The organism is Paenibacillus sp. J31R34, assembly GCF_059383715.1.
In genome coordinates this window covers 1,194,878-1,221,515 of record NZ_JBXENU010000001.1, presented here as the reverse complement: position 1 = coordinate 1,221,515, position 26,638 = coordinate 1,194,878, and the positions used below count along the sequence as shown (strand labels likewise).

The following is a 26,638-nucleotide window of genomic DNA, read 5'->3' as shown; positions in this document are numbered from 1 at the left end:
GTCAACCGGCACTGTAGGAGGGTGAAGATTTTGAAATTAAATGAGCTTCTTGCTCTTGCAAATCAGCAGAAGGAACAACTAGTAGCATGGCGCAGAGACCTCCATCAATACCCTGAAACTGGATTTGAGGAAGTAAGAACTTCGGGAATCGTCGCTGAGCATTTGCGGCAGCTAGGCTTGGAGGTTCAGACGAATATTGGGAAAACAGGCGTTGTCGCACTGCTTCGCGGTGAAAAGCCCGGTCCCACCATTGCACTTCGGGCGGATATGGATGCCTTGCCGATTGAGGATCTGAAATCCGTTTCTTACAAATCGAAAATACCCGGCAAAGCTCATTTATGCGGCCATGATGCTCATACGAGCATGCTTATGGGTGCGGCTCAGCTGCTTGTGGGTCTAGGCAAGCCAGCCAGCGGAAATATCAAATTTGTGTTTCAGCCCGCCGAGGAAGGGCTAGCTGGCGCGAAAGCGATGATGGACGACGGTGTGCTGCAAAACCCCGCTGTGGACGTAATGGCCGGGCTGCATGTTTTCCCTTCGCTGCCGACAGGATCCATTTCCGTAACGAAGGGAGACGCCTTCGCTTCAGCGGACAGCATCACGATTAAGATCATCGGCAAAGGCGGCCACGCCGCCCGTCCTCATGAAGGGGTAGATGCGATTACGGTAGCGGCACAGGTGATATCAGCCTTGCAGCATGTGGCGAGTCGGCTAGTTGATCCGCTTGAGCCGGTTGTCGTGACGATTGGCAAAATCAACGGAGGCTACATGGGGGCGGCGATTGCTCCTGAAGTGGAGATGGTCGGCACAGTCAGGACACTGACGCCGGCAGTCCGCGAGCGGATGCCGCAGCTGCTTGAAGACATCATTCGCGGCGTGACCTCATCCTTTGGGGCAGACTACGAATTGAACTACAAGATGGGCTATCCAGTTGTGCAAAACGATGAAGCGATGGTTGATTTTCTTACCTCGACAAGCGAACAGCTATTTAACGGAAAAAAATGGATTTATGTAAAGCCGTCGATGGGCGGAGAGGACTTTGCCTTTTATTCCGAGGCAGTGCCAAGCGTGTTTTTCCGTTTAGGCGTTGGAAGCGGCGAGGAGTATACCTCCTACCCGCTGCATCACCCCCAGTTTGATTTGGATGAAGCTGCTCTTCCTTACGGAGCTGCCATGCTGTCAGCTCTTGCACTTAACTATTTGGCTGATCCACGGGAATAAACAAACTAAAACGAATTTCAGGAGGCTGTGCGATTTGAAACGATGGTATGTACAGGGCTTTGCAGCAATAATAGCGGTTATGCTGGTTGTTACAGGTTGCGGCAACGCCGCAGAGACGAAGAATGAGACGCAAACGAATGGCGGGACGGCTAGCGCTCCAGCGGGCGGGGACAAAACGACTTTAACGATCGCTAACGCGACGGATATTGAAAGCTTTGATACCCATAACAACAACAATACGATGAGCGAAGCGGTACTCGTCAATGTGTTTGATTATTTGCTGAAAAATGATGCGGAGCAAAACAAGGTGCCCGTGCTTGCCACTTCGTGGGAGCAGGTCAATGATACGACATGGAGATTGAAGCTGCGTGACGACGTCAAGTTCCACAATGGCGACCCATTCACAGCCGCGGATGTAAAGTTCTCGCTTGAGCGTGTCGCAAAGGACACTACTTTGAAGCAAAATACGTATTACAAGCATATTAAAGAAGTTAATATTATTGATGATTATACGGTTGACATTGTTACGGAAACGCCAGACCCGATTATGCTTAATCGTTTGTCCCGGATGGGAGCTGGCATTTTGCCTTCCAAATATATTGAGGAAAACGGTATTGAAGCTTTCTTGAAAGCTCCGGTAGGCACAGGCCCTTATAAATTCTCCAAATGGACGAAGGATGACCGCATTGAGCTGGTGAAAAATGCCGATTATTTCGGTGGAACGCCGAAATGGGAAAATGTTGTTTTCCGCTCCATTCCTGAAGCGTCGACTCGGGTTTCCGAGCTGCTGACAGGCGGAGTTGATATTGCTGCTGGTGTTCCATCAACGGACATTGCGCGTATTGAAGGTGTCGATGGCCTAAGTGTTGAGCAAGCGAAAATTCAGCGTGTGCTTCATATCATTATGCGCATGACCGAAGGTTCAATTACCGCTGATCCAAAGGTTCGCGAGGCGATTGATCTTGCGATCGACAATCAGGTTATTATTGACAGCATTGCCGGCGGGGCAGGCATTCCAACGAGAACTTCGGTTACACCTGGAAACTTCGGTTCAGATCCGAGCCTGTATGAAACGTTTGAGTATGATCAGGAGCGCGCGAGAGCACTGTTGAAGGAAGCTGGTTATGAAAATGGCGCGAAAGTGTCGTTCTCATCCTCCGTTCAATATAAAGAAGTGGCTGAGGTAGTAGCTGCTATGCTTACGGATGTAGGCTTTGAAGTCAATTTGGAAATTTTGGAGGCAAGCAGCTTCAGCGAGAAGCTGAACTCGAAGAAATTCAACGAGCTGTTCCTGCTTGGCGTAGGAAATTCCTTATTTGATGCCTCGAACAATTACAATCGCTTCAAGAAAGAAAATGCGGCTGGCGAGACAGATTATAACAATCCAGAAGTAGAGGAGCTGCTGCAATCGGCGCTGCAAAACATGGATTTAGCTGATCGCGAGAAGCAATACCAGAAGGTTCAGCAGCAATTTACAGTTGACCGTCCGACGATTTACCTGTACCAGATGAAGGGCATTTACGGCATCGGAGCAGGCATCGGCTACACGCCAAGGCTTGATGAGATGTATTACGCGGAAGATATTACGCTGAAATAATAGTAGCCATAAAGGAGGGGATAGCACTTTATTCCCTTCCTTTTGCTTTAATCCATTACTTAGGAGAGGGGCCGTTCAGTGGGCAAATACATTCTTAGATCTTTGCTGCAAATGGTGCCGGTTCTATTTCTCATTTCCGCCATCGTTTTTGTGCTTGTACATGTGACGGGTGACCCGGTCAATCTGATGCTGCCTGAAACGGCGACAGAGGAGGATCGGGCCGTTCTGTCGAAGGCGCTTGGGCTGGACCGGCCGTTATATGTTCAATTCGGCCTATTTCTCTATAATGCTGTCCAGGGAGATTTCGGACATTCCTTCCATTACGGACAATCAGCTTTGCCGCTTGTGCTGGAAAGGCTGCCTGCCAGTTTCCAGCTTGCTGGAGCGGGAATGCTGATTGCAACGCTGCTTGCCATTCCGCTGGGCATCATTTCGGCGCTGAAGCGCAACACTTATTTGGATCTATTTATTTCAGGTTTGTCTGCGCTGGGCAAAGGAATGCCGAATTTTTGGACGGGCATTATGCTGATTTTATTATTTTCGGTTATATTGGGCATTTTCCCCGTTTCCGGAAAGGGCGGACCGGAGCATCTCGTCCTGCCTGCTATAACGCTAGGAGCTGGCATTGCGGCGCAAATGACGAGGCTCATTCGGGCAAGCATGCTGGAGATTTTGAATCAGGAATATATCCGTACGGCCAGAAGCAAGGGGCTGCTGGAAACCGTCGTTATTTTCAAGCACGCGCTGCGCAATGGACTGATTCCCGTCGTTACGATCATGGGCCTGCAATTTACAAGCCTGATTGGCGGGACGCTCGTAACCGAGACTGTGTTCTCATGGCCAGGACTTGGGCAACTGCTAGTGTCGGCCGTCAATACGCATGATATGTCGATTGTACAGGCAGCGGTATTCGTCATTGCCATCATCGTATTGGTTATGAATTTATTAACGGATATTGTATACCGGTATCTGGACCCACGCATTAAATACAGTTAAAGCCAGAGGTGAGGCAGATGTCGTTATTATCCAAATCGCAAGCGGATGGCTTGCCGGGCAAGCGGCCTGAGGAGTCGGAAAGCAGATGGCGGCAGGGAATCAAGTCGCTATTAAAAAGCAAGACCGGTACGCTCGGTATTCTGATCGTACTCGCCGTATGCATCATTGCCATTGGCGCGCCGTTGTTTGCCACCCATGAGCCAGCGAAAATCAGCCCGGCGCAGAGGCTGCTTCCGCCGATGTGGCTGGAGGGCGGCATGCATGAGCATTTTCTGGGGACGGACAATTTGGGTAGAGACATTTGGAGCCGCATTGTTTACGGCTCGCAAGTATCCTTAATCGTCGGAATTGGAGCCGTTATGCTGTCGGGCGCAATCGGAGCCCTTCTGGGCTTGCTGGCAGGCTTTTATGGAAAATGGGTAAATGCCATTATTATGAGGGTTGCCGATGCTTTTATCGCGATTCCAGCTATTTTGTTCATGCTTGTTGTACTCGCCGTACTTGGACCAGGACTTGGAACGCTAATCTTCGTAATTGGCGTCACCAACTGGGTTTCTTATGCACGAGTTGTCCGCGGGGAAGTGCTCAGCGTGAAGGAACGGGATTTTGTAAAAGCTGCGAGAGCATTAGGTGCACGTAATGGACGGATTATTTTCACCCATATTTTGCCGAATGTATTGTCGTCGTTCATTATTATTTCCACGATGAGCGTGGCAACGACGATTATTATGGAAGCGTCACTCAGCTTTCTCGGACTTGGCATTAAGCCGCCTGCGGTTTCCTGGGGCGGGATGCTGAGCGATGGACGCCAATATTTGGCTACAAGCTGGTGGGTTGCTACTTTTCCGGGACTTGCCATTACGATTACGGTTCTAGGCGTTATCTTTTTCGGAGATTGGCTTCGCGATATGCTGGACCCTCGCATGAAATCGAAGGAATAAGAAGGGAAATGAGGGAGCAATATGCCGACACCTTTGCTGGAAGTTAAAAATTTGCATACGAGCTTTAAAACAGATAAAGGCGTGATTCCTTCCGTAAACGGTGTAAGCTTCTCCGTCGAAGAGGGGGAAACGCTTGCGATTGTAGGGGAATCTGGCTGCGGAAAAAGCGTCACTTCGCTGTCCATAATGGGACTCATCGCTTCTCCCGGTTCTATAACGGGTGGGGAAATTGCATTACAGGGTCGCGATTTGGTGAAGCTCTCTCGCAAGGAGCTGCGGAAGCTGCGCGGCAACGAAATGTCGATGATTTTTCAAGAACCGATGACATCGCTCAATCCTGTGTTTACGATCGGCAATCAGCTGTCGGAAGTATTTCGGGTTCATCAAGGCGCAAGCAAAGCGGAAGCCAGGCAGAAAAGTGTGGACATGCTGGAGCGCGTAGGCATAGCCAATGCTTCCAAGCTGGTTCGCCAATTTCCTCATCAGCTGTCTGGAGGAATGCGGCAGCGGGTTATGATTGCGATGGCGCTCGCCTGTGAGCCGAAGCTGCTTATTGCCGATGAACCAACAACGGCGCTCGATGTGACGATTCAGGCGCAAATTTTAGATTTGATTTCAACGCTCAGCAAGAAGCAGCAGACGGGCGTTATTCTAATTACGCATGATTTAGGCATTGTTGCGGAAATGGCGGATCGGGTTGTCGTTATGTATGCAGGGGAAGTCGTCGAAGAAGCATCGGTCATCGATCTGTTTGCAACACCGAAGCATCCCTATACAGTCGGTCTGCTCGGTTCTTTGCCAAGAATGGATGAGCACAGGGAGCAGCTCGCATCGATACCCGGCATGGTGCCTAATTTGCTGGACATGCCAAGCGGTTGTCCTTTTCACCCTCGCTGTTCCTATGCAGGCAGCGAATGCACCGTTATTAAACCGGAGCTTGAGCGAGTTGGCAATGGTCACTATGCGAGATGCCTGAAAAGCGAGGAGGTGTCATGATGAGCCAGAGCGACTTTAATGCTGCGCCCCTTCTGGAAGTGAAGGATTTACGAAAGTATTATCCCTTGAAACGGGGCTGGTTTGCGAGGGGGAATGAGTATGTCCGCGCAGTAGATGGCCTCGATTTCACGATTAATCAAGGGGAAACGCTAGGCATCGTAGGCGAGTCTGGCTGCGGCAAATCAACAACGGGCGAGATGGTAGCGCAGCTGCTTGAGCCATCGTCTGGCGAGATATGGTTTGAAGGCAGGCGTCTTACGGGAATGAATGAGCAGGACATCCGGCATGTAAGACGGGAGCTGCAAATTATTTTTCAAGATCCCTATGCCTCGCTGAATCCGAGAATGACGATTAAGGATATTGTCGGCGAGCCGCTCAAAATTCATGGCCTAGCGAAGGGGCGAGAGCTACATAGCGAGGTAGTGGAGCTGCTGGAGACGGTAGGACTTGGTGCGCATCAGCTGGACCGCTATCCTCATGAGTTCAGCGGCGGACAAAGGCAGCGAATCGGTATCGCTAGGGCACTGGCGCTTAAGCCAAAGCTAATTGTTTGTGATGAGCCGGTATCGGCACTGGACGTATCCATTCAAGCACAAATTTTAAATTTGCTGAAATCGCTGCAGCAGAAATTATCGCTCACCTATATTTTTATCGCCCACGGCTTGCCTTCGGTCAAGCATGTTAGCGACCGCATTGCGGTCATGTATTTGGGGCGGATTGTCGAGCTTGCGGGTCGTGATGACTTGTTTGCGCGGCCGAAGCATCCGTACACGCAGGCATTGCTGTCAGCCGTTCCTGTGCCTGATCCGACGATCCGCAAGGAGCGCATTGTGCTGTCCGGTGAGTTGCCGAGTGCTGTTAATCCGCCGGCTGGCTGTGCCTTTCATCCCCGCTGCCCTTACGTACAGCCTATATGCAAAATAGAAGCACCTGCCTTAAAGCCTTCCGGCTCCCGGCACATGGCGGCCTGTCATTTTCCGCTGAACTAGACAAAAGCTAAGATCAAGAGGAGGCGCTTATATGCCAGAGCCTAAACGCTTAATCGAGCCAGAAGATTTATATAGGTACAGCTGGGTCAGCGATCCGGCGATTCATCCGGTTACATCTTCAGTAGCTTATGTGTACAAAGAAATCGATCAGGATACAAATGATTATAAGACGCATATCCGCGTCGTAACTATAGATGGCGAAGAGGATGCTTCATTAACGGATGGTCCAAAGGATTTTGCCCCGAGCTGGTCGCCAGACGGGCTGAAGCTCGGATTTTTGCGGGTGAACGAAAATGGCAAGCAGGTGTGGCTGGTAGATGTGAGTAACGAAACAGCTGTCCAGCTTACTTCGGCAAAGCAAGGGGTTGCCGCTTTCGTCTGGTCGCCGGATGGGAACACAATCGCCTATACGAGCCGAATCAGCGAGGAAGAAGCGCAGGAAAAACTCACGCAGGACGAAATTCGCAAGCTGGAAGGCCGCCGTGGCCGAAGCTATGAGCGGACGATTCCGAAAGCTGAAGGATCGGGCTGGTGGGACGGCAGATACAGCCAGCTTTTTCGGGTTGAGGTTGCAAGCGGAGCAGTGACGCAGCTTACGGCAGGTGCATTCAATGTGTCACAGCCTATGTGGACGGGAGATGGGAGCAAGCTTGCTTTTCTAAGCAAAAAACTCGATGATCCTAAGCTCGATGCCGATTTAATCTCTTATCAGGATTTGTTTACGGTCAGCGCGGCTGGCGGGGAGCTTTGCCGGATTACGAATTGTTCACTGAGCATCAGCGAGTTCAGCTTTTCGCCGGATGGCAGCACGATTGCTTTAATCGCCGAAGATCGCAAGTACGGCAGCGGAACACAAAGCAGCATCTACACAGTGCCGAATACCGGGGGAACTCCTGTTGCATGGCAGGGGACGGATATTCAGGTAGGAAATTATATTTTGAACGACATGCGTACGGCTGCTGTTAGGCCTGGTCCGTCTTTTGCTGCTGATGGAACGGGTGTGTTTGCCATAGGTACTTATCATGGACAAGCCCAGCTTTACCGGTTCAGTGCTGGAGAAGAGCCAGCGGCGGTCTCGCTAGGAGAACGCGACATTTACCAGTTCGCCGAAACGGCAGACGCGCGCTATTTCATTGTGTTATCTATGGATGCACATGGATCGGGCGAGCTTTACCGCCTGGATCGGCTTAGCGGGGAAGAACTGCGGTTGACGTCTTGGAATAAGGCGGCAATGGAGGAGCTGGACATCAGCTTTCCTGAGACATTCTGGTTCGATTCCACGGATGGCGACCGCATCCAAGGGTGGATGCTGCGCCCGCCAGCGCTCCCTCAGGGTGGAAAGGCACCGCTGGTGCTTGTCATTCACGGCGGCCCGCATGCGATGTACGCGCCAACCTACAGCCATGAGCTGCAAACACTTGCTTCCGCAGGATATGCTGTTCTCTATGTAAATCCGCGCGGCAGCTTCGGTTACGGACAGAGCTTTGCGCAGAGCTGCCGAGGTGATTTCGGGGGCGGCGACTACCGTAATTTAATGGACGCCGTTGACGTGGCGATCGAACGATTTGATTTTGTCGATGCTACGCGCTTGGGGGTTATGGGAGGAAGCTATGGCGGGTTAATGACCAACTGGATCATTTCCCAAAATAACCGTTTCCAAGCAGCCGTGTCACAGCGCTGTATTTCGAATTGGCTTTCCTTCTACGGGACGAGCGATATCGGCATTTCCTACACAGAAGGCATTGTGGGAGGGAACCCTTGGGAGCAGCAGGCATTGCTGCTGGGCAAATCCCCACTTACCTATGTGAGCAGCGTGAAGGCTCCGGTGCTCATTATGCACGGGGAACAGGATTTTCGCTGCCCGGTCGGGCAATCGGACGAGTGGTACACCGCTCTAAAGCGGCTAGGCAAGCAAACGAAGCTCATTCGCTATCCCGGCTCCAATCATGCATTCCTCAAAAGCGGCAAACCCTCTTATCGCGTGGAGGCGCTCCGTGAAGTGAATGCTTGGCTGAATAAGCATCTTGCCGCTGCTGGAGGAACAGGAGGAGAGCCCGATGAAGCATAAAATGCAGCTGCCGCTGCCGTTAGCTTTGCTAGTTGAGAACTGCCGAAGCAGCGGTGAATCGGATGCGCATATTATATCTTGCATTCGAAGCAAGGAGTTCTCATCCATTATGAATAGGACGGCTGAGCCTTCAATGGCATTCGTAGAACGGGTTCAGCTTGCTGAGGAGCTGCATATTGATTTGGAGGAAGCTTTCCGCAGCGGCTATGAATTTGGTTTTTTGCATTTGAATGGTTTGAAGAAGCTGCTTCGGTTCCGCTTCAGCCTTCAAGCGGAGCGGGATTATAGCAGCGTGGATGATGGAGTGCGAGGCTTTGAGCTGGATGAGCACGCAGCAAAGGAGCTGCAAGCGCTTATTCATCGGCAGTGGCAGGTCGTTCAAGACAGGGAAGCAGATGAAAGTGGGAGAAGCTTGTTTTCCATTCATTTAAAGCAGGAATAGTAGTGATTGGGGTATGGAGGGAAGGGCAGCTGATTAGCTGCCTTTTTCTACGGAATGCGTTAGTCCCGTCCCGCTTCATATAGCTTCTGCGCAAGCATGTGCGGCTCGGTTTTTGCGGTTGACAGATGGTCGCCATGCCCATATATAAGCCGGAATAAGCCTAGTCTGCTGGACATATGGGGATGCCAGCCATACATTTGATTATATTGAGGCATAACGTTATCTACTGTGAAGTACAGATAGCTTCTGGGAGTAGTCAGGCTGTAAAATTTTTTGAGATCCAGTTTTTCATAGGATGGGCCGGCGGGCTCTGGAGAAATTTGGCTGTACATATGTTTGGCCAGTCCTAGGCTTGCAAGATTGACAAAGGTTTCCCGGAAAAAAGGAAAAGGCAGCATAATCGTATCATCCTTGGAGCTTTCTCGCAGTTGTTGAAACAGGGCCTGGGCGGCGGGCGGGAACTCGTTCGCGACCATTTCTCCGTCATTGAGCACGAAGGCGTTGAAAAATACGAGACGTTTCAGGCGGTCCGGAACAAGCTCTGCCACTTTTTGAACTAATGAACCGCCAAAGCTATGGCCCACTAGGATAATTTGCCGCAAGTGATGGGCAATAATGTAATCTGCAATGGAGCGCGATAGCATCGCGTGGGTCACCGCTTTATTCGGGTCCTTGCCATGCCCAGGATACTCTGGCGTATATACCGTATGGCCCATTTTGCGCAATTCGGCGGCTGTTTCGTCCCAAAAGCTGGCATCCGCCCAAGCGCCGTGAATGAGCACAAAGGTAAGCGGCTGCGTAGGCTCTCCCGGCTGTGCTTTCACGTGCATCGAGGCATGATGAGGCTGGGCTTGCCAGCCATTCATCGGATACGTGCGATAGTGATGGTGATTATGGCTTGCAAAAGTAGCATGCATCTTCATATTCCTCTCAAACTAAGATGCTCCACTATATGCCCAGACTTGTAAATAGGTCAATGAACAGCAGGATGAGCTACCTGTAGTAGCTCTGCTAGCCAGCTTCTCACTTGGCCAGGGCTGCAAGATGAGTATGAATATCTGCGATCATTCGTTTATATTCCTCACTAGCGGCTAGAGAGGCTACATAACGCTCCCATTCCTCAATCGTTGCAGCGCCCATAATGACTTTGATTTTAAATTGCGCCAGCTCATTGTTTAGATCGGCATATTTGCCTTGATTCCAAAAGCTGTTAAGCTGCGGCAAAGTCGTGTCAGCATAAGAGATTTTGCTCCATTCGGAAGCTGCTGCTTCGTAAGCGATCTGTACGCTGGCAGGCAATGCTGCTACACTTTGGTTGCCTTTAAGCATATCTTTTTGCCCAAACAAATGATTGATGGCGGAATAATCAGCGGCACCAAGCTCGGCGATTGTACCCCATTCGTTTTTCTCCGTCATTTCATAGCCGCGATTCAGCCAGTTCAGCAGCAGCTCAGGGTCGGTTCTCGACATGGTGCTAATGATGTACATCCCATTACCCTCCAGCTTCCAAGGGGCAATCCTTGGGCTTGCTGAAGTAGCCTGGATGCCTGAGAGCGGCACCCACACCTCTTGCCCGGTTGAAAGCTGAGCTGCCTCAGTGACGCTCATGGCAGCAAGTCCTGTGATATTTTCGCTCAGGCGGACTTTCGTCTGTTCGCCGCTTCTAGCGGCAAATTCTTTGTCTAAAAGACCATCGCGATAAGCGCGGGCGAGCCATTTCAGCGCCAATGCTTGCTGCGGCTGGACGGCATGATCAATTAGCTGGCCATCTTCCATGGAGAAGCGGTCCGGGCTGCCTGTAAAAGCGTGCTCCACCCAAGATAATGTTCCGAGTCCGGCGTCATACGAATAGCCCGCTAATCCGATTGTGTCGTGTTTGCCATTGCCATCCGGATCGCTAAACGTAAATTGCTTTAATACCTCATATAGTTCATCCAACGTTTTGGGCTGCGCCAGATTCAGCTTATCCAGCCAATCCTGCCTAATGGCTGGGAAGGGGGCGTCATGATGATCACCAGGGCGGGCAATGCCATAAAGCTTGCCATCAATGACTCGCCTTCCTCCGGCATTATTGCCAGCCAGCGCCTTTAAACGTGGAAAAGCTTCCAACTGTCTCGTCAAATCAATTGCCAGACTCTCCAGCAGCTCATCATTGTATTGGTAAGGATCTTCCAGCAGCATAATGGAAGCGGGCTGGCCTGCGGCGAACATAACGGCCGTTTTTTGCTTATACAATTCAGGATCAGCCAATTGCAGGCGTACATCGACGTTCATATGCTCCTGCATATATTTGAGCAGCGGCATAGGTGGAGTTACCGTACCGTCATTTGGTCTTGTCATTACGCTAAACTGGGGGAGAGCTTGCGGATCGCTCACAAATGCAGTTCGGTTGAAGGCGTCCCAGGTGACGCTCAGACCGGCTGCTTCCGCAACGGTCCTCAGCGGCAGCCAGATCATTTTTCGCTCCAGATAAGGTACGGATTTCAAAGGGCTAAGCGGTTTTCCACCCAGCTCAGCCTCCTTGCGATTCCCCCAAAATACGAGCTTAGGCTTGCGTGGGTGTTCAGCGATTAGCTGTTTTTCAGCTGCGTGCCAGGTTATATGGTAACCGAGCCCCTCCAGAAGCGCTTTTCCGGGAATCATGATCGTTCCTTCTATCATTTGCGGAGGCAGGGGAAGGCTGACAGTCGTATTTTGAAAAGAGACGGAAACACGCGATTGCGCCGAATTATTTTCAGAAGCGGTATCGTCCGTCCATGGGCTGGACATGCTGGCAGAAACATCGGACACAGCGGTGAATGCGGTTACAGTGGCGACTAGCGTCAGGCCAGCGAGCTTTGTTGCGTGCAAGAAACGTCGTTTCATTAGTCATCCTCACTTTCGGTATAAATAATGGCAATAATTACTAGACGTAATTTAGGCCAAAAGGTTACCGCTATATTCGAAAGCTTGGTCATTAAAGCGGATTAATGTGAATGAATTCCGATTAAATCGGATTAATTCGGATTAGTCGGTTGGAATCATGCCGAATAAATTTTATAATGGGAAGGGACAAGGCAAGTGCCTTTAAATATGTAGGAGGAAATGAATGATGGAAAGAGCGAAGGAGCTGTTCCTTCAGCATTTCGGCAGCTTTATGAGCATGCGCCGGGAAGGCGTGTATGAAGCGTACAAGCAGTTCGAGATTGATAGGGAAGTAGAAAATGAATGGATTAACGAATGTATAGACAGCTGCACCAAGCAATTATCGATTCGAGATTGGGAGGCGGCGTCCTCGCTGCTGGCCATTGTAAAGGTGCACAGTGATGAGCGAGTCCTACAAAATGTGGTTGCCTTTGTTATGAAGCAGCTAATGAGTGCGGACAGCATCGTCAAGCTAATGTATGCGGAGCATTTGATTGAAATGGTTAAGGCGATTCGTCCAACGATTTCCGATGCCATTCGATTTGAGTCATATGAAGCAGCGCTATATTTGCTGGAGGATATTATTAAAAAGCCGCTGGTCATTGATCCAGGACATGAGCTGTCGCTTTTTAAGCTGAGAGACAAGAGATCGCTCAACAATCGCGCGAAAATCAGCATAGACACTATTAAAAATGACGGCTACTGGAAGGAATAACCACTTTAGAATATGTGTGGATAAAAAAATACGAATGCATAATTCGACTCAACGATGGAGGAATCACATTGAAATTCAGACCTTGTATAGATATGCATGATGGGAAAGTGAAGCAAATCGTTGGAGAGACGCTCAGTACGGACAAGCAGGCGGTCGTGGAAAATTTCGTTTCCAGCCATCACTCCGTTTATTATGCCGAGATGTTCAAGAAGGACGAGCTCGTTGGCGGACATGTCATTATGCTGGGCGGCGGCAACGAAGAGGAAGCGGTTCGCGCGCTTCAGGCGTATCCGGGCGGCTTGCAAATTGGCGGGGGCATAAATGCAGGCAATGCGCAGCACTACCTTGCGCAAGGCGCTTCGCATGTTATTGTAACCTCGTACATTTTCAGCAATGGACAGCTCAACCGAGAAAACCTAGAAAGAATCGTCGCTGAGGTTGGCAAAGACAGATTAGTAATCGATTTGAGCTGCAAAGAGCGTGATGGCAAGTGGCATGTGGTGACGAACCAATGGACGCAGTTCAGTGATTTTGAAGTGAATGAGGCGAACATTCGAATGCTTGAGCAATTTTGTGATGAGTTTCTCATACATGCCGTTGATGTTGAAGGCAAGCAGAGCGGCATCCAGCAAAGCTTAGTGAAAGCTCTGGCAGAATGGGTTACAATTCCTTGTACTTATGCGGGCGGCGCTCGTTCGCTGGCTGACTTAGAGCTGTTCAAGAGCCTCTCTGGCGGGAAGCTGGATATTACGATCGGCAGCGCATTGGATATTTACGGAGGCGCATTGCCTTACGAGCAGGTTGTTGCTTACTGCCAGAGCGATATAGGTTGAACGAAAGAAAGCAATGGGGCAGTGATGACCATCACCCTCATGCTAATCAATCGTCCAACTTATATAGCAAGCGATCAACGACAAGGGGAGAATGAAAATGTGCCGAAATATTAAGCCTTTGTTTAACTTTGACCCTCCAGCAACGGAATACGAAATTATGGCGGCTTCGCTGCAATTTGTACGCAAAATATCCGGCTATAACGCACCATCGAAAGCAAATGAGGAAGCTTTTCGAATTGCTGTTGCAGAAGTCGCGGCAGCAGCGGGAAAGCTGATGGATTCGCTTGTGACGAATGCCGAGCCGCGCAATCGCGAAATTGAAATAGAGCGTGCCCGTGCCAAATCAACCAAACGTTTTGGCATAGGCAACGAATAGAAGCATATATCAGCAGGAGATGGGGGGAATTGTGATTGTGCCTCTATCTCCTTTTTTGAAATATAGGAGTGGATTCGCGTATGAAATGGAAGGTTGTCGCTGATGGGAACCGTTATTTAGTTTGCCGCAAAACATGGCACTCGCCCGTATGGATGGGAATTGTCAAAAAAGACATTCGCAGCCTCACGATTAATAATCGCTCCTTTTCTGTTGAGGTGTTTGCCGACTGTTCGACGTCTCAGCTTGCGGAAAAATTGCTAAAGCTTGTGGAACGGCGTTAGATTAGCCGCATTTGAGATCAGCTGTAAAGAGGATTATAATGAAAGTAAGTTCGCGATTGTTTTACAAATGTGCGGTACACATTATCCTGATGAAAAGGGGAATTTTACATATGAATCCAACACAGCAGCAATTAGAAAATTATGCGGCATTGGCCGTTAGAACAGGTGTCAATGTCCAAAAAGGGCAGACGGTCGTTCTCATGACTCCGATAGCAGCGGCACCGCTGGCACGTTTGATTGCCGCCAAGGCTTATGAAGCGGGAGCCAAGCATGTACAAGTGGAGTATAACGATGAGGAGCTTACTCGCATTAAGTACAAAATGGCGCCGGAAGAGGCTTTTGGCGAATATCCAATGTGGCGCGCTACGGCCTGGGAAGGGTATGTCGAGCAAGGAGCAGCGTTTATCACCATTTATTCGCCGAACCCAGAGCTTTTGAATGGTGTGGATTCCAACCGAGTTGCGACAGCAACGAAAGCCGCTTCGACTGCGCTCAGCGGTTATCGCGCTGCGCTGATGAATCATTCGAACGCATGGACGCTCATTTCTTACGCGACACCTGAGTGGGCAGCTAAGGTGTTTCCGGATGTATCGCCAGAGGAAGCGGTGCAGAAGCTTTGGGAGAGAATTATTGAGGCGACACGCATCGGTCTGGAAAACCCGATTCAAGCTTGGAGCGAGCATAACGCTAAGCTGCTGCAAGTGGTGGAGCTGCTTAATGGCAAGCGTTATCGTCAGCTTCGCTATCAGGCGCCGGGTACGGACTTAACGATAGATTTGCCAGAAGGCCACATCTGGCTGGGCGGAGCTAAGGCAAATGCCAAAGGCGTGCTGTTCAATCCGAATATGCCGACTGAGGAAGTATTTACGATGCCGCATAAGGATGGCGTAAATGGCACGGTTCGCAGTACTAAGCCGCTTAATTACAATGGTCAGGTTATCGACGGTTTTTCCTTAACGTTTAAGGCTGGAAAGGTGACGGAGTATTCGGCTGAACAGGGCTACGAAGCGTTATCGCATTTGGTGGGAACGGATGAAGGAGCAGCGAAGCTCGGCGAAGTTGCACTCGTTCCACACAACTCGCCGATTTCCAACTCGAACGTCATTTTCTTTAATACCCTCTATGATGAAAATGCTTCCTGCCATTTGGCGCTGGGGCAGGCTTATCCGGTCAATCTGGCCGGCGGTACGTCCATGTCGCCTGAGGAGCTGCTTGCACATGGGGCGAATCGAAGTCTTGTGCATGAGGATTTTATGATCGGATCGGCTGAGATGAACATTGACGGCATCACGCAGGACGGATCAGCGGAGCCTATTTTCCGTGATGGCAACTGGGCAATCTAATATTCAATATTCTAAAGCAAAAAGGAGCGGCCCCGATGCGGGTCGCTCCTTTTGTATTGAACGATAGACTATTTAGAATTTTATATAGTTGCCGACCACATATTATTATGATATATTTATGTGGTCGGCAACTATATAAAGTAAAGGGGCTTTAAAAATGACAAAGTTATGGAATACTATAAAAGTCGGTAACTTAAATTTGGAGCATCGCCTGGCCTTAGCTCCCATGACTAGATCCCGTGCACTTCATGACGGGACACCGGGAGAACTTAGTGCGGTATATTATGCGCAACGCGCTTCACTGGGCCTGCTCATCAGCGAAGGTACGCAGCCTTCAGAGGATGGCCAAGGTTATTTGTATACACCGGGTATCTATACCGCTGCACATATAGCAGGCTGGAAGAAGATAGCTGATGAAGTTCACCAAGCTGGCGGATATTTAGTCATTCAATTAATGCATGTGGGGCGCATGTCGCATTCGGAAAACACGCCACATCATCGCCAGCCGGTTGCACCGTCTGCCATTGCACCCAAGGCACAAATGTTTACTGCAACCGGAATGCAGGATATTCCCGTTCCGCGCGAGTTAAGCCTTGAAGATGTCAAGGCGACCGTTGAAGATTTCCGCAAGGCAGCCGCAGCCGCCATTCAGGCTGGAGCGGATGGTGTGGAGATTCATGGGGCAAACGGTTATTTGATTCATCAATTTATTTCAGAGAATGCAAATGTACGAACAGACCAGTATGGCGGATCGATTGAAAATCGCGCACGTTTTGCCATTGAAGTAGCAACAGCCGTAGCAGAAGAAATTGGAGCTGAGCGTACAGGCTTCCGTATCTCTCCTGGAGTTCCACTGGGAGACCTTGTTGAAGGCGATAAAGGGCCGGAAGTATACAAATACTTGATTTCAGAACTTGCCAAACTTAACCTGGCTTATCTTCATGTCTTGCATAGCGGCAATGAAGAGACGCTTCGTGAAATTCGTTCAGCTTGGCCGACTGTGCTTATGGTTAATCGTCCGAGCCGCCCTCTGGAGGAACTAGGCCGAGACGTTGATGCAGGCTTTGCAGATATCGTATCGGTAGGCACTTGGGCGCTTGCCAATCCTGACTTTGTGGAACGTTTGAAAGCAGGCGGTCCTATGAACGAAGCTGATCCGTCCACCTTTTATGGTGGTGACCAACGCGGCTACACGGATTACCCTGCAATGAATTGAATTCAGATCTAAATGGATGTGTATGGCTTACGCCATTTTATAAGTGACGGACTATGGTGTGGCTTGAACTTTTTAATTCGTCAAATAAAGCCAAAAACAGACCATGTTAAGCAACTGCATCTTTACAATCGAGGGGTTATCCACTACCCTTGAATAATCAGTAAAGCAACTGCAGGAGGTTAAGTTAAACATGGATGGGATTGAGAATGGTTTATCCGAAGGATTGCCCAAAGAAGAAATGCAAGCGATTCAACGGTTCCCAATAAATTTTGCTATCTTTTCCCTAGCCAGGTCCCATCGGGGTTTGGCTGCACACTTACTACGCGACATAGGCTTGTACGCTGGCCAGGAAATTATGCTCATGCAGTTAGGGGAGCAGGATGAGCAATCGCAACAAAGTCTGGGCTTCACCATGCGACTGGACCATTCGACAGTGGCCAAATCGGTTCGACGCCTGGAGGATGCGGGATTGGTCACTCGTTCACGCTCGCCAAAGGACGGGCGTGTTACGCTTGTAAAACTAACTGAAGTGGGCCGCGAGCTTGTAGCGAAGTCCACCGCCGTTTGGACAGAAATGGAAAGGATAACGTCGAAAGGGCTTTCGGAGCAAGAAAAAGAGCTGTTAATCTCTTTATCGCAAAAGATTTCAGCTAACATGGAAAGTAAAATATAATGCCGTCATGACGCAGGTCCGAAATTCCCTATCGTGCTGCATTTCTCGCAATGAAGTCAGCGATCGTGTACGGCAAATTTTAGCCAAGAAATAGAGATTTAGGAGATTGGCGCATTAAAAAGAGCATGCTAGTTACGGAGCATGCTTTTTTTTGTTGCTTAGTTACGTTCAATATGCTTGTAGATTGCTTCATCTTTTGACTTGACTTGACTTGTCTCTCCATATAGTTCGTTTAGATGCTCGATATGAGACAATCCCCATGCATTCATTGCCTGCAATTGCGAGGCGAGCATTTTTTTAGTGACGACCAGCCATGCTAAGACAGTTCTAGTATTTTCATGATAGATAACATAACAATAAATTCGTTATTGACAGTGAAAAAGGGTAGTGCTATTATAATTAAAACCTTTAATGTTAGATAAACTAACATTAAATCATAAAAGCATTACTCTTGTATAAGCCCATTAATAAGGAATGGGCGTTTCTACAGGCAACCGTGAATTGCCCCAGGCTACAAGAGACTGAAAGCGACTAAATTTTCCTGTTTAGCAATGCCCTAGGGCTGATTGTAGCAGGGAAATGAAGCTGAAGTCTCTTAAGTCTGGGGTTTTTAATTAGAGAAATTTAAGGGAGAGAAGCGCATGAGCCTTACAAACACCAGACTGTCCGATTCCATTGCTAATGCCAGAACGGTCAAAATTCAGAAAACGAAGGATACCTTTTATGACTTCAAACTTTATCCGTTCGGAGAGCGGGGAACGTATATTGCACCGGAGCTTATAAATGAAATTACCGATAATTTGGCGGAGAGCATTCAGGAGCATTTTCAGGATTACGATTATATCGTATCGCCAGAGCCCGGAGGTCACACATGGGGGATGCTTGCGGCATATAAGCTGCTGAAGCCGATTAACATTTTAAGGCTGAGCACAGATTTATATAAAGATATTCATTTGGAGGCTAAGCGCGAAACGGCGTACAACGAAAATCGCATTTGCTTTGACGGCTTTCAGGCAGGCGACCATGTTCTGCTCGTTGATGATGTAATCAGCTCCGGTGCAACGATTCGCTCGATTGCTGCCCAAATGGAAGCGATGGGCGTCAAGCTCGTCGGCGTGCATGCGATTATAGCCAAAGGTGAGCATTACCGCAAGCTGGAGGAAGACTTGAACGTTCCGGTATGCATTCTTAGCCAAGTTTAATTGTTACGCTGTATAAACAGGGAGCCCATACACGCTTTAGTCAAAGCGGTTAATTACGATAAAGAGGTGGACAATATGACAATTATGGAGCAAAACACGAAGTCGGCAGCTAAAAAAAGAGAAGAAAGCGATTTGCCGCGGAATTGTACCTTTTCCCCTGAGGATTGGCATGTATTGGCGCAATATTGGTATCCGATCGCGATTGCAAGCGAGATTGCAGATAAGCCGGTTGCGGTAACTCTGCTTGATATGAAGCTCGTCTGTTACCGCAGCAGCGACCGGGTTGTCGTCGCCCGTGACCTTTGCTTTCACCGCGGAGCCCCGCTAAGCAAGGGCTGGATTGAAAATGGCGAAATCGTGTGTCCGTACCATGGTTTCCGCTACAATTGCGAAGGCAAATGCACGGCGGTGCCCGCGCATCCCGATTCGCGTATCTCTCCTAAACTAAAGCTCATCACATATCCGGCCGTAGAGCGTTATGGTCTGATCTGGACGTCGTTGATGTCCTTGGAGGAAAATATTCCGGCATTCCCCCGCTGGGATGATCCCGATTACGTAAATATTTTGCCGCCGAGCTTTGATATTGCTGGTTCTGCTGGACGCCAAATGGAAGGTTTCCTGGATGTGTCGCATTTTGCTTATGTGCATACGGAAACGTTCGGCGACCGCAACAACACCGAGGTGCCGCAATATAAGGTAAAGCGGGAAGGGCAGGAGCTGCTTGCGGAATATTGGAGCACCGTCAGCAACTATGGCAAGGGACAGGATAATCCGGCACCTGATGACTTTATGTGGCTGCGTGAATTCCGTGTATTTCCGCCGTTCGCAGCATCGCTCACCGTATATTTTCCAGATGAGGGGAAATTAAATATTTTAAACTGCGCATCTCCGGTATCGGCCCGATATACAAGGCTTTTCTGCCCAATATCGCGTAATTTTGATAAAACTGCTCCGATTCAAGATACGATTGATTTTAACCTAAAGGTGTTCCAAGAGGATGCCGAAATGGTCGAAGCACAGACACCGGAGGATTTGCCGCTCAATCTTCAGGCAGAAGCGCATATTCCGGCAGACCGGACCTCGATTGCTTACCGCCAGCTGTTGACCGAGCTGGGTCTTGGCAAAAACTACACATCTTAATACCTTTATATAATAAGATTTGTTATCGAGTAGGAAACAAGAGCTGGCCTTGGGGGCTGGCTCTTTTCCTGTTTTGTGGCGAGTTCATTTGCGATTGTGCTTTTTTGAGCAAGAAAGCAGATTTTCCGCTGCTGCTAATGATAAAGTAATAGAGAATGAGATTTGATGCCGACTTTGGAGATGACAACTTGAGAAAATTGAGTCTTTATTATTTCTTTTATTATTTGGCTGCGTCATCCTTTGGTCCGTACATTAGCATTTATTTAAGCGAGAAGGGGATTAGCCTCATAAGCATTGGCTTGATTTTGTCGATGCTTTCGCTTACAGGCATCCTCGCTCAGCCGATTATGGGGATTTTAAATGATCGATTATCTGACCCCAGACGTATTGTGCTGCTATGCCTGCTGCTCATGCCTTTATTTGCTTTTGGCTATTATTATTTTGATACGGTCTTTGCGCTGTGCCTGGTGTCTTTCTTCTATGCCATGTTCCAATCGTCCTCTGCTCCTTTGAGCGATGTGCTGACGGTTGAAATCGCTAACAGCCAAGGCTTCTCCTTTGGCAGCATAAGACTATGGGGTGCGCTGAGCTTTGCGCTCGGCTCGTTCATTACCGGATTCGTGTATGGAAAAATCGGATATGGCGCCAGCTTTATTAGCTACGCTCTGTTGATGGTATTGGCGCTCGTTACGTTCTATACCGTCCCATATAAGGCTGTGATGAGAGCTAAAGTGTCCTTGAAGCAGCATGCTTCGCAAATCTTGAAGCACCAAAGCTTTTTGACTTTTGTGCTGTTCAGCTTTCTCATCGCTACGTCGATTGCGATTAATTTTAACTTCCTCCCGATTTACTTCAAGGAGGCAGGCTTTGATAAAGGCTGGATTGGGGCAGCCTACAGCATTGCCGCCATTATTGAGGTTCCAATGTTCTGGTTCGCGGTTAAGCTGCATAGGCGCTTTGGCTTAATTCCAATGATGATGCTGGCGGCTCTATGCTATAGCTTGAAATGCCTCGTTATGGCTTTCTCTACTCAGGTGGGGCTGGTGCTTGCCGTGCAGCTGTTTGATGGCATCGCCTTTGCGTTCATGGCAAGCGCTTCGGTTGAGGTGATTAACCGCTATGCGCCGAGCTATGCCAAAGCGACGTATCAGACCTTATTTGTGGCACTTACTTCCGGCATTGGAGGCATTATCGGCAGTGCCTTGGGCGGTGTGGTCATTGCGCATTGGGGCGTCAACCGGTTGTATTTGTTGATGTTCAGCTTGTGCTTTATTGCACTGGTCGGTTTTACGGCAAGGCGCAGGCAGCTTGAGCCCCGCTCTGACGGGCCGGTAAACCAAGAAGGAGAAATGATTCCTTCATAAAAAATAGAGCAGATGCCCGGAAGCCAATCGGGGCTTGCTACTTCGGGCTATTTCCGAAAGCATCCGCTCTCGCCATTAGGGCTAATTCTTTGGAGCCGAAATCATAGCTTTCAGGTTGTCTTCCTGGTACTTGTCCATACCAGAGAAAACGGCAGTATAATAAATATTGTCCTGCTTCCACAAGTAATAAGGCGTCGTAGGTGATACGTAGATTTGGTTCTTGTCTTCATAAGCCGAAATTGCGACGCCATTTATCTCCAGATTCCGAGTGAGCGTGAGCTTGGATGTGTCGAAAAGCGGCTCCTTGCTCTGATAAAGCGAGAAAGTATCCTCTATATTATAGATTGAAGAATCGTACGATGCGCGATAGGTTGTCCATAGAGCGTCGGTCGCTTGTCTGAACGCATACTCCGTATTCTGATCGCCGGCCCTAAGTAATATCGAACCGCTCAGCTTAAGCCCCGACAATTCCAAAGGGATTTTCACCGAAAAGTCGAGAATGTTTTCCGCCGCAAGCAAATCCTTTTCATCATAAAGAGGAAACGAGTTTCCAGCTCCATCGTAGCGGACATGCTTAGCTTCTTGCGGTATAACAAAGGATTTCACCATTTTTGTGAGCTCTTCTTGCGAAATATACTCGCTATAATAATCGATTGCGTACCATATATTGTCATCCTGCCAGTAGAAGCTTGTACCCGTTTCTGGCCTTTGCTTATCGCGTCTATTATCCGTGAATAAAGTGCCTTTGACATCGCCGATCGTCATCGTTTCCTGTCGGTACTGAGGAGTCTCGTTTGCACTTTGGGGATATTGAGCCGCCCCCCGTAATTGATTGTGCTCCAACAAATTGCCATTTCCCATAGAAGCTTTGACTTCTATAATTTGTTTGTTTTTTTTGCCAAAGTTAGATACAAAAGTAAAGGATGCTACATCAATAAGATCGTCATCGTTGGCGCTGGTGAAATTTTTAGAATATAATACATTCTCGAACTGATAACCTTCAGGAAGATAATCCGGTATTTTAAAGTTATATTTCGGAAAATCGAGTGCCCGGTCGAGACTATGAAACCATCTGAATGAATCGTTGTACATAGGATATAGATCCAAACTAGGGTTTGCTGCTTGAGTAACCATAGCGAGCTCGGCACCCTTCTCTGGATCCGATGCATTGGTAAGCAAGATGGCGCTCAAGACAATAACCGAGAGAATAGCAGCGGCGGAGAGCTTGTACGAACCTTTTTTAAAGTTGGCGATCATTATCATTCTCCGTTTTGCTTCATTTTTGTTGTCCCCAAAATACGATAGGTTGACCCGAGAAGAGGGGGAATGGGCAAATAAACGCGACAGCATGAGTAAGGTTCTGCCATAGGACAAAGCTTCATGCTCGCCCAGTGCTTCAAGAACACGCGCGTCGCAGGCCACCTCCTGATCGGCTTTCATCTTCCTTACGGAAAGCCACACCAAAGGGTTGTACCAATGCATTCCTACGGAAAGAGTCCACAGGGAGTTGAACCATAAGTCCTTACGTTTGTAGTGGATGAGTTCATGCATCAGGATATGCGTTAGCTGGTTTGAATCGGCGATCGTGCTAATATCCTCGGGCAAATAAATCCGCGGCTTCCATAAACCATAAAGACAAGGGCTACGAAGATGGCTTGTTTCATAGACGTATATTCTTTTTTTTATGTTCAGCTTCTGTTGGCACGTCTCAAGAGCCATGAGTACTTCAGCTTCCTCGATTTTCACTGAGTTTCCGACTATTTTCCTGAAAATCAGCACGCTAAACAGGTAATATCCACCCAAGCATAGAAGCCCTATAAGCCATACAAGCGAGCCTATCGATAGCCAAGTCATTCCATGCGTGCTTTCTGAAATATGGTCTTGAGAAGAACGTGTTGCGACTGAAGATTCTGTTTCGTCTGCTTGGTTCGTGTTGAACTTGGGAGGCTGTTTATTTATATCCATATCATTGGAATTAATTTCCGTGTCAGTGCCGATCTTAGTAAAGGGAGTGAGCTGCGTACTCTTCTGAACTGAATTCCATTCCAGCGGGAACGTTTGCGGCAGCACATTAAACAAGCTTAACTGACTCTGGGGAGCAATGGGAACCAGCAGCTTAATTAACACAATAAACCACAATATATGGATAACTCTAGGTTTAAGGTGCTTTTGGAACAGCTTCCTAATCAAGAGTAGTATGAATAGGATTATCGTCGATACCGCTGACGCAGTGAACAGAAGAGAAAAGACTGTTTCCAGATACTTCATAGCTTCTTCTTGTTCTCCAATATTTGTTGAAGCTCCTCAATATCTTTATCCGATAGTGTCTCTTCTTCGAGAAATTTCGCGCACATCATCCCTACTGCTCCCTTATAAACTCTATTCAGAAATGAACGATTCTCGGCTTTTAAGTATTCATCATGCGAAACCAGCGGATAGTAGAGGTAGTTCCGGCCGGACTTCTCGAATCGAATCGCTTTTTTCTTGTGAAGCCTATTCAGGAAGGTTTTAATCGTCTGGTCTGACCAATGCATTTGTTGGGTTAATTTGAAAATAATCTCACTGGCGGACAAAGGCTCCTTTTGCCAGAGGAGCTTCATCACTTCGCTTTCGGCCTCGGTAATGTGTGGGGACTCGTGCATCGTATTCACCCTTCTTTATTTTATTTGTTTACACCTGTAAACGATATTTAAAGTTTACAAGTGTAAACGAAACGTGTCAAGAATAAATCGTGATCTCCGAAGTAAGGCCTGTAAAGACAGAAAAATAAGGCAAATACGCTAGCGGAGCTTGCATTTAGCGCTTATTTGAAGGACAATGGCTTCATTGTTCTGGAAACGATTGCAGTAATGCAAGAGACTGAGCTCTGTACGGTTGACTGTTAAGGCGGGCGATAGCGGAGACGTGGCATAATGAGCCGGAATGGATGTCGCAGCTGCGCTGCAGATTAGAGCAGTCGCTTAAGGAAGCGGAAGCTTCCTTCGGAAAAGAAATTGATTAGAGGGAGCTGGTTTAGCATGAACATTTTAATTACAGGAGCAGGGCGAGGACTTGGCTATGAGCTGACGAGCGAGGCGCTGGAGCGCGGACATTCGGTTGTTGCGGGTGTTCGATCGCCAAATGAGCCTAATGAGAAGCTGTCGGCACTTGCGGAAAAATATGGTGAGCGGCTATCACTTGTGGAGCTGGATGTCACAAATGAGGAAGGCATTGCAACGCTTGCTTCACAATTGAAGGAGCAGAATGTGAGCCTTGGAGCGATCATCAATAATGCAGCGATTCTCAATTCTCGAAATACACACATCGAACAGTTGGATTTTAAGGAAGTGGCACTGACGATGGATATTAATGTATATGGGCCTATGCGTGTCGTGAAGCATTTGCTGCCTTTATTAACGGAGAAGGACGCTGCCATTTTTAATATTTCTTCTGAAGCGGGCAGCATTACGCATGCTTATCCAGGGGATTATCCGTATGCGATATCCAAAACAGCGCTCAATATGTTCACGCAGCAGCTTCATGTATATTTGCAGAAGCGGGGCATTCAGGTGCTCAGTATTCATCCCGGCTGGATGCGGACGGATATGGGCGGTGGAGAGGCACCGCTGGATGCGAGCCATAGCGCGCGCGGCATTATTGGGCTATTGGAGCAGCGCCGCACGCCGGACGGCCGCTTTATGTTCGTTGATCATGAAGGAAATTCAATGCCGATATAGAAAGTCGGAATTGGTTGTTGACAAATAACGGATATCAGCTATACTAGCATTAATTATTTGGTATGCGTAACTGGCGAAAACGTAGAGCACTACGGGGGAGCGCATATATCATAGCAGCCGTTCGCCTGGGCAAAGTATTTGGTCATCTGACCAAATACTTTTCTATTTTAAAATATAAGAATGTATAAGTTTCCCCCTTATACTCCGCTTATATTTCACCGCGAAACGTTAGCTTTACCACCAGAGGACGGCGACAGCCGTTTGCGCTTGAGGAGAGGGCAAAATGAAGCAGACGAGAAATGTAGCAGTGTTAGTTTATGAGAGAGTGGATACACTTGATTTTGCTGGTCCATTCGATATATTCGCCATCTCAAGTGGAAAGGACCGAGATTTTAACGTATACACGGTTGGCGAGACGAAGAAAGCTTTGCTTACGCTTAGCGGAATTGCGATCACACCGGCGCATAGCTTCGAGGATTGTCCTGTGCCTGATCTATTAATCGTTCCTGGTGGCATGGGCTCGCGTACGGAGATTCATAATGAGAAGCTTACGAGCTGGATTCGCCAAACGGCACAGCAAGCTGAGCTTATTTTATCTGTATGCACAGGAGCGCTGCTGCTGGCCAAAGCTAATTTGCTGGATGGACTGCGGATTACAACGAACCGCCGGGCGCTTGATCTGCTGCGTGAGCTTGCTCCTTCCAGTGTGACGATTGTTGAGAACGTGCGCTATGTGGATAACGGAAAAATCGTCATGTCCGCAGGAGTGACGGCTGGCATGGATGCTGCACTTTATGTTGTGGCAAGGCTGCATGGTCAGGGGCGGGCTGAGCAAACAGCAGCTATTATTGAATATGATTGGCATGAAGAGAAAGGGCAAAACTGCCTCCACTTGGCAGTGTCTGCCTCAAAAGCCGAGCTTGAAATGAAACAGGCTACATCTGATGATCTGGAAGCGATGCTTCGTTTATACAAGGAAGCAGCCCGCTGGATATATGAGGCGAAGGGCTTGCGCCAGTGGAGCGAGGATTCTTTTACAATGGCATATTTGGAGAGATTTATTAGGGAAAAAGAAGTATTCGTCGCTTACCTGCAGGGCGAGCTTGCGGGCTGTTTTTCGGTCGAATGGGATGACGAGCCGATTTGGGGAGAGCAATATCATACGGATGCCGGTTATGTGCATCGGCTGGCTGTAGCGCGCAGCATCAAGGGGCAAGGTATTGGCGGTCAACTGCTCGCTTGGTCGGAAGCCTATATTCGTGGGCGTGGAAAATCCTGGATGCGTCTCGATTGCATGGCAGCAAATCCGTCACTTAACGCCTTTTATGTCAGCCAAGGCTTGACTTTATGCGGCAGATACGATGCAGAGGGCTGGAGCGCAAATTTATATGAGAAAAAGCTGTAACCGTCTATGAAGGGGGAATGCTAGAGCGGCCTCCGGAGGGGGAACGGTTATGGGTACACAAAAAGGAAGCGCTCGACTTGCCTATGCAAGATGGGTTCAAGCGGCGCTTCCCCTTATTTTTATTCCCGGTGTATTTGAGCATGATTCTTTATGGAACGCAGTCAAAAAGCAGACAAATAATGAGCAATTAAGTTATTATCCACTATAAAGAGCTTCTTTA

The 26,638-nt window shown here is 48.6% G+C and carries 25 protein-coding genes and 2 riboswitches; of the genes, 21 read left to right on the top strand and 4 right to left on the bottom strand.

Annotated features, from left to right (window positions below):
• Positions 1-30: 30 nt before the first annotated feature.
• The 8 genes from AC50YG_RS05035 (at position 31) to AC50YG_RS05000 (ending at position 9,250) form a co-directional block, all read left to right on the top strand.
• A complete protein-coding gene (locus AC50YG_RS05035; RefSeq protein ID WP_494825117.1) occupies positions 31-1,221 on the top strand; it encodes a M20 metallopeptidase family protein in 1,191 nt (396 codons plus the stop codon).
• A gap of 79 nt (positions 1,222-1,300) precedes the next feature.
• Positions 1,301-2,818 carry an ABC transporter substrate-binding protein gene (locus tag AC50YG_RS05030; protein ID WP_494825322.1) on the top strand — a complete coding sequence of 506 codons (1,518 nt, stop codon included), beginning with the start codon at positions 1,301-1,303 and terminating at the stop codon, positions 2,816-2,818.
• A gap of 78 nt (positions 2,819-2,896) precedes the next feature.
• Positions 2,897-3,814 carry an ABC transporter permease gene (locus AC50YG_RS05025; RefSeq protein WP_494825115.1) on the top strand — a complete coding sequence of 306 codons (918 nt, stop codon included), beginning with the start codon at positions 2,897-2,899 and terminating at the stop codon, positions 3,812-3,814.
• Between the two features lie 17 nt (positions 3,815-3,831).
• Positions 3,832-4,755: an ABC transporter permease gene (locus AC50YG_RS05020; protein ID WP_341282655.1), complete on the top strand. Its 924-nt coding sequence runs from the start codon at positions 3,832-3,834 to the stop codon at positions 4,753-4,755.
• Between the two features lie 21 nt (positions 4,756-4,776).
• A complete protein-coding gene (locus AC50YG_RS05015; RefSeq protein WP_494825114.1) occupies positions 4,777-5,751 on the top strand; it encodes an ABC transporter ATP-binding protein in 975 nt (324 codons plus the stop codon).
• Positions 5,751-6,740, top strand: a complete 990-nt coding sequence (locus AC50YG_RS05010) for an ABC transporter ATP-binding protein (protein WP_494825112.1) — start codon at positions 5,751-5,753, stop codon at positions 6,738-6,740. The genes AC50YG_RS05015 and AC50YG_RS05010 overlap by 1 nt, the downstream gene beginning before the upstream one ends.
• Before the next feature lie 31 nt (positions 6,741-6,771).
• Entirely contained in the window at positions 6,772-8,808 is a 2,037-nt protein-coding gene (locus AC50YG_RS05005) for an alpha/beta fold hydrolase (RefSeq protein WP_494825111.1), read from the top strand.
• Positions 8,798-9,250 (top strand): hypothetical protein, encoded by a 453-nt coding sequence (locus AC50YG_RS05000; RefSeq protein ID WP_494825110.1) that lies wholly within the window; start codon positions 8,798-8,800, stop codon positions 9,248-9,250. The genes AC50YG_RS05005 and AC50YG_RS05000 overlap by 11 nt, the downstream gene beginning before the upstream one ends.
• Before the next feature lie 59 nt (positions 9,251-9,309).
• Here the strand turns inward: AC50YG_RS05000 and AC50YG_RS04995 are convergent, their stop codons facing one another.
• Together AC50YG_RS04995 and AC50YG_RS04990 are read right to left on the bottom strand one after the other, a co-directional pair.
• Positions 9,310-10,167 carry an alpha/beta fold hydrolase gene (locus AC50YG_RS04995; RefSeq protein ID WP_494825108.1) on the bottom strand — a complete coding sequence of 286 codons (858 nt, stop codon included), beginning with the start codon at positions 10,165-10,167 and terminating at the stop codon, positions 9,310-9,312.
• Positions 10,168-10,273: 106 nt separating this feature from the next.
• Entirely contained in the window at positions 10,274-12,115 is a 1,842-nt protein-coding gene (locus tag AC50YG_RS04990) for an extracellular solute-binding protein (RefSeq protein ID WP_494825106.1), read from the bottom strand.
• Between the two features lie 223 nt (positions 12,116-12,338).
• On the opposite strand from AC50YG_RS04990, the gene AC50YG_RS04985 reads away from it, so the two are divergent.
• The 10 genes from AC50YG_RS04985 to AC50YG_RS04940 all read left to right on the top strand — a co-directional run bounded on the left by AC50YG_RS04985 (position 12,339) and on the right by AC50YG_RS04940 (position 21,297).
• Positions 12,339-12,869: a hypothetical protein gene (locus AC50YG_RS04985; protein WP_494825105.1), complete on the top strand. Its 531-nt coding sequence runs from the start codon at positions 12,339-12,341 to the stop codon at positions 12,867-12,869.
• A 68-nt stretch (positions 12,870-12,937) separates the two neighbouring features.
• Complete coding sequence (gene hisA / locus AC50YG_RS04980) at positions 12,938-13,702, top strand: phosphoribosylformimino-5-aminoimidazole carboxamide ribotide isomerase (RefSeq protein ID WP_494825104.1); 765 nt, start codon at positions 12,938-12,940, stop codon at positions 13,700-13,702.
• Positions 13,703-13,799: 97 nt separating this feature from the next.
• Entirely contained in the window at positions 13,800-14,078 is a 279-nt protein-coding gene (locus AC50YG_RS04975) for a DUF2277 domain-containing protein (protein WP_494825102.1), read from the top strand.
• An 80-nt stretch (positions 14,079-14,158) separates the two neighbouring features.
• A complete protein-coding gene (locus AC50YG_RS04970; RefSeq protein ID WP_473755503.1) occupies positions 14,159-14,359 on the top strand; it encodes a hypothetical protein in 201 nt (66 codons plus the stop codon).
• 110 nt (positions 14,360-14,469) lie between these two features.
• A complete protein-coding gene (locus tag AC50YG_RS04965) occupies positions 14,470-15,702 on the top strand; it encodes an aminopeptidase (protein ID WP_494825100.1) in 1,233 nt (410 codons plus the stop codon).
• A 157-nt stretch (positions 15,703-15,859) separates the two neighbouring features.
• A complete protein-coding gene (locus AC50YG_RS04960) occupies positions 15,860-16,918 on the top strand; it encodes an alkene reductase (RefSeq protein ID WP_494825098.1) in 1,059 nt (352 codons plus the stop codon).
• 190 nt (positions 16,919-17,108) lie between these two features.
• Positions 17,109-17,591: a MarR family winged helix-turn-helix transcriptional regulator gene (locus AC50YG_RS04955; protein WP_341282667.1), complete on the top strand. Its 483-nt coding sequence runs from the start codon at positions 17,109-17,111 to the stop codon at positions 17,589-17,591.
• Positions 17,592-18,022: 431 nt separating this feature from the next.
• Positions 18,023-18,125: riboswitch (purine riboswitch) on the top strand.
• A gap of 107 nt (positions 18,126-18,232) precedes the next feature.
• Complete coding sequence (locus tag AC50YG_RS04950) at positions 18,233-18,793, top strand: phosphoribosyltransferase (RefSeq protein ID WP_494825097.1); 561 nt, start codon at positions 18,233-18,235, stop codon at positions 18,791-18,793.
• 84 nt (positions 18,794-18,877) lie between these two features.
• Positions 18,878-19,933 carry a Rieske 2Fe-2S domain-containing protein gene (locus tag AC50YG_RS04945; protein ID WP_494825321.1) on the top strand — a complete coding sequence of 352 codons (1,056 nt, stop codon included), beginning with the start codon at positions 18,878-18,880 and terminating at the stop codon, positions 19,931-19,933.
• Between the two features lie 188 nt (positions 19,934-20,121).
• Complete coding sequence (locus AC50YG_RS04940) at positions 20,122-21,297, top strand: MFS transporter (protein WP_494825096.1); 1,176 nt, start codon at positions 20,122-20,124, stop codon at positions 21,295-21,297.
• 81 nt (positions 21,298-21,378) lie between these two features.
• On the opposite strand, the gene AC50YG_RS04935 is transcribed toward AC50YG_RS04940, so the two are convergent.
• Complete coding sequence (locus AC50YG_RS04935; protein ID WP_494825094.1) at positions 21,379-23,565, bottom strand: M56 family metallopeptidase; 2,187 nt, start codon at positions 23,563-23,565, stop codon at positions 21,379-21,381.
• Positions 23,562-23,939 (bottom strand): BlaI/MecI/CopY family transcriptional regulator, encoded by a 378-nt coding sequence (locus AC50YG_RS04930; RefSeq protein ID WP_341282671.1) that lies wholly within the window; start codon positions 23,937-23,939, stop codon positions 23,562-23,564. The genes AC50YG_RS04935 and AC50YG_RS04930 overlap by 4 nt, the downstream gene beginning before the upstream one ends.
• Before the next feature lie 375 nt (positions 23,940-24,314).
• On the opposite strand from AC50YG_RS04930, the gene AC50YG_RS04925 reads away from it, so the two are divergent.
• The 3 genes from AC50YG_RS04925 to AC50YG_RS04915 all read left to right on the top strand — a co-directional run bounded on the left by AC50YG_RS04925 (position 24,315) and on the right by AC50YG_RS04915 (position 26,626).
• Positions 24,315-25,013 (top strand): SDR family oxidoreductase, encoded by a 699-nt coding sequence (locus AC50YG_RS04925; RefSeq protein WP_494825092.1) that lies wholly within the window; start codon positions 24,315-24,317, stop codon positions 25,011-25,013.
• Positions 25,014-25,069: 56 nt separating this feature from the next.
• Positions 25,070-25,151, top strand: a riboswitch (ZMP/ZTP riboswitch).
• 145 nt (positions 25,152-25,296) lie between these two features.
• The gene (locus AC50YG_RS04920) at positions 25,297-26,418 is read left to right on the top strand and encodes a GNAT family N-acetyltransferase (protein ID WP_494825090.1); all 1,122 of its coding nucleotides are present in this window, start codon (positions 25,297-25,299) and stop codon (positions 26,416-26,418) included.
• 49 nt (positions 26,419-26,467) lie between these two features.
• Positions 26,468-26,626 carry a hypothetical protein gene (locus AC50YG_RS04915; protein ID WP_494825088.1) on the top strand — a complete coding sequence of 53 codons (159 nt, stop codon included), beginning with the start codon at positions 26,468-26,470 and terminating at the stop codon, positions 26,624-26,626.
• The last annotated feature ends 12 nt before the right edge of the window (positions 26,627-26,638 follow it).

Excerpts from the sequence above, each read along its gene's own strand:
- AC50YG_RS04995 (WP_494825108.1), bottom strand. The coding sequence starts at position 10,167 with ATGCATGCTACTTTTGCAAGCCATAATCACCATCACTATCGCACGTAT.
- AC50YG_RS05030 (WP_494825322.1), top strand. The coding sequence starts at position 1,301 with ATGCTGGTTGTTACAGGTTGCGGCAACGCCGCAGAGACGAAGAATGAG.
- AC50YG_RS04925 (WP_494825092.1), top strand. The coding sequence starts at position 24,315 with ATGAACATTTTAATTACAGGAGCAGGGCGAGGACTTGGCTATGAGCTG.
- AC50YG_RS04935 (WP_494825094.1), bottom strand. The coding sequence starts at position 23,565 with ATGAAGTATCTGGAAACAGTCTTTTCTCTTCTGTTCACTGCGTCAGCG.
- AC50YG_RS04950 (WP_494825097.1), top strand. The coding sequence starts at position 18,233 with ATGAGCCTTACAAACACCAGACTGTCCGATTCCATTGCTAATGCCAGA.
- AC50YG_RS04960 (WP_494825098.1), top strand. The coding sequence starts at position 15,860 with ATGACAAAGTTATGGAATACTATAAAAGTCGGTAACTTAAATTTGGAG.
- AC50YG_RS04920 (WP_494825090.1), top strand. The coding sequence starts at position 25,297 with ATGAAGCAGACGAGAAATGTAGCAGTGTTAGTTTATGAGAGAGTGGAT.
- AC50YG_RS05000 (WP_494825110.1), top strand. The coding sequence starts at position 8,798 with ATGAAGCATAAAATGCAGCTGCCGCTGCCGTTAGCTTTGCTAGTTGAG.
- AC50YG_RS05005 (WP_494825111.1), top strand. The coding sequence starts at position 6,772 with ATGCCAGAGCCTAAACGCTTAATCGAGCCAGAAGATTTATATAGGTAC.
- AC50YG_RS04985 (WP_494825105.1), top strand. The coding sequence starts at position 12,339 with ATGATGGAAAGAGCGAAGGAGCTGTTCCTTCAGCATTTCGGCAGCTTT.
- AC50YG_RS04975 (WP_494825102.1), top strand. The coding sequence starts at position 13,800 with ATGTGCCGAAATATTAAGCCTTTGTTTAACTTTGACCCTCCAGCAACG.
- AC50YG_RS05020 (WP_341282655.1), top strand. The coding sequence starts at position 3,832 with ATGTCGTTATTATCCAAATCGCAAGCGGATGGCTTGCCGGGCAAGCGG.
- AC50YG_RS04955 (WP_341282667.1), top strand. The coding sequence starts at position 17,109 with ATGGATGGGATTGAGAATGGTTTATCCGAAGGATTGCCCAAAGAAGAA.
- AC50YG_RS05010 (WP_494825112.1), top strand. The coding sequence starts at position 5,751 with ATGAGCCAGAGCGACTTTAATGCTGCGCCCCTTCTGGAAGTGAAGGAT.
- AC50YG_RS04965 (WP_494825100.1), top strand. The coding sequence starts at position 14,470 with ATGAATCCAACACAGCAGCAATTAGAAAATTATGCGGCATTGGCCGTT.
- AC50YG_RS04915 (WP_494825088.1), top strand. The coding sequence starts at position 26,468 with ATGGGTACACAAAAAGGAAGCGCTCGACTTGCCTATGCAAGATGGGTT.
- AC50YG_RS04990 (WP_494825106.1), bottom strand. The coding sequence starts at position 12,115 with ATGAAACGACGTTTCTTGCACGCAACAAAGCTCGCTGGCCTGACGCTA.
- AC50YG_RS04945 (WP_494825321.1), top strand. The coding sequence starts at position 18,878 with ATGGAGCAAAACACGAAGTCGGCAGCTAAAAAAAGAGAAGAAAGCGAT.
- AC50YG_RS04930 (WP_341282671.1), bottom strand. The coding sequence starts at position 23,939 with ATGCACGAGTCCCCACACATTACCGAGGCCGAAAGCGAAGTGATGAAG.
- AC50YG_RS04970 (WP_473755503.1), top strand. The coding sequence starts at position 14,159 with ATGAAATGGAAGGTTGTCGCTGATGGGAACCGTTATTTAGTTTGCCGC.
- AC50YG_RS05015 (WP_494825114.1), top strand. The coding sequence starts at position 4,777 with ATGCCGACACCTTTGCTGGAAGTTAAAAATTTGCATACGAGCTTTAAA.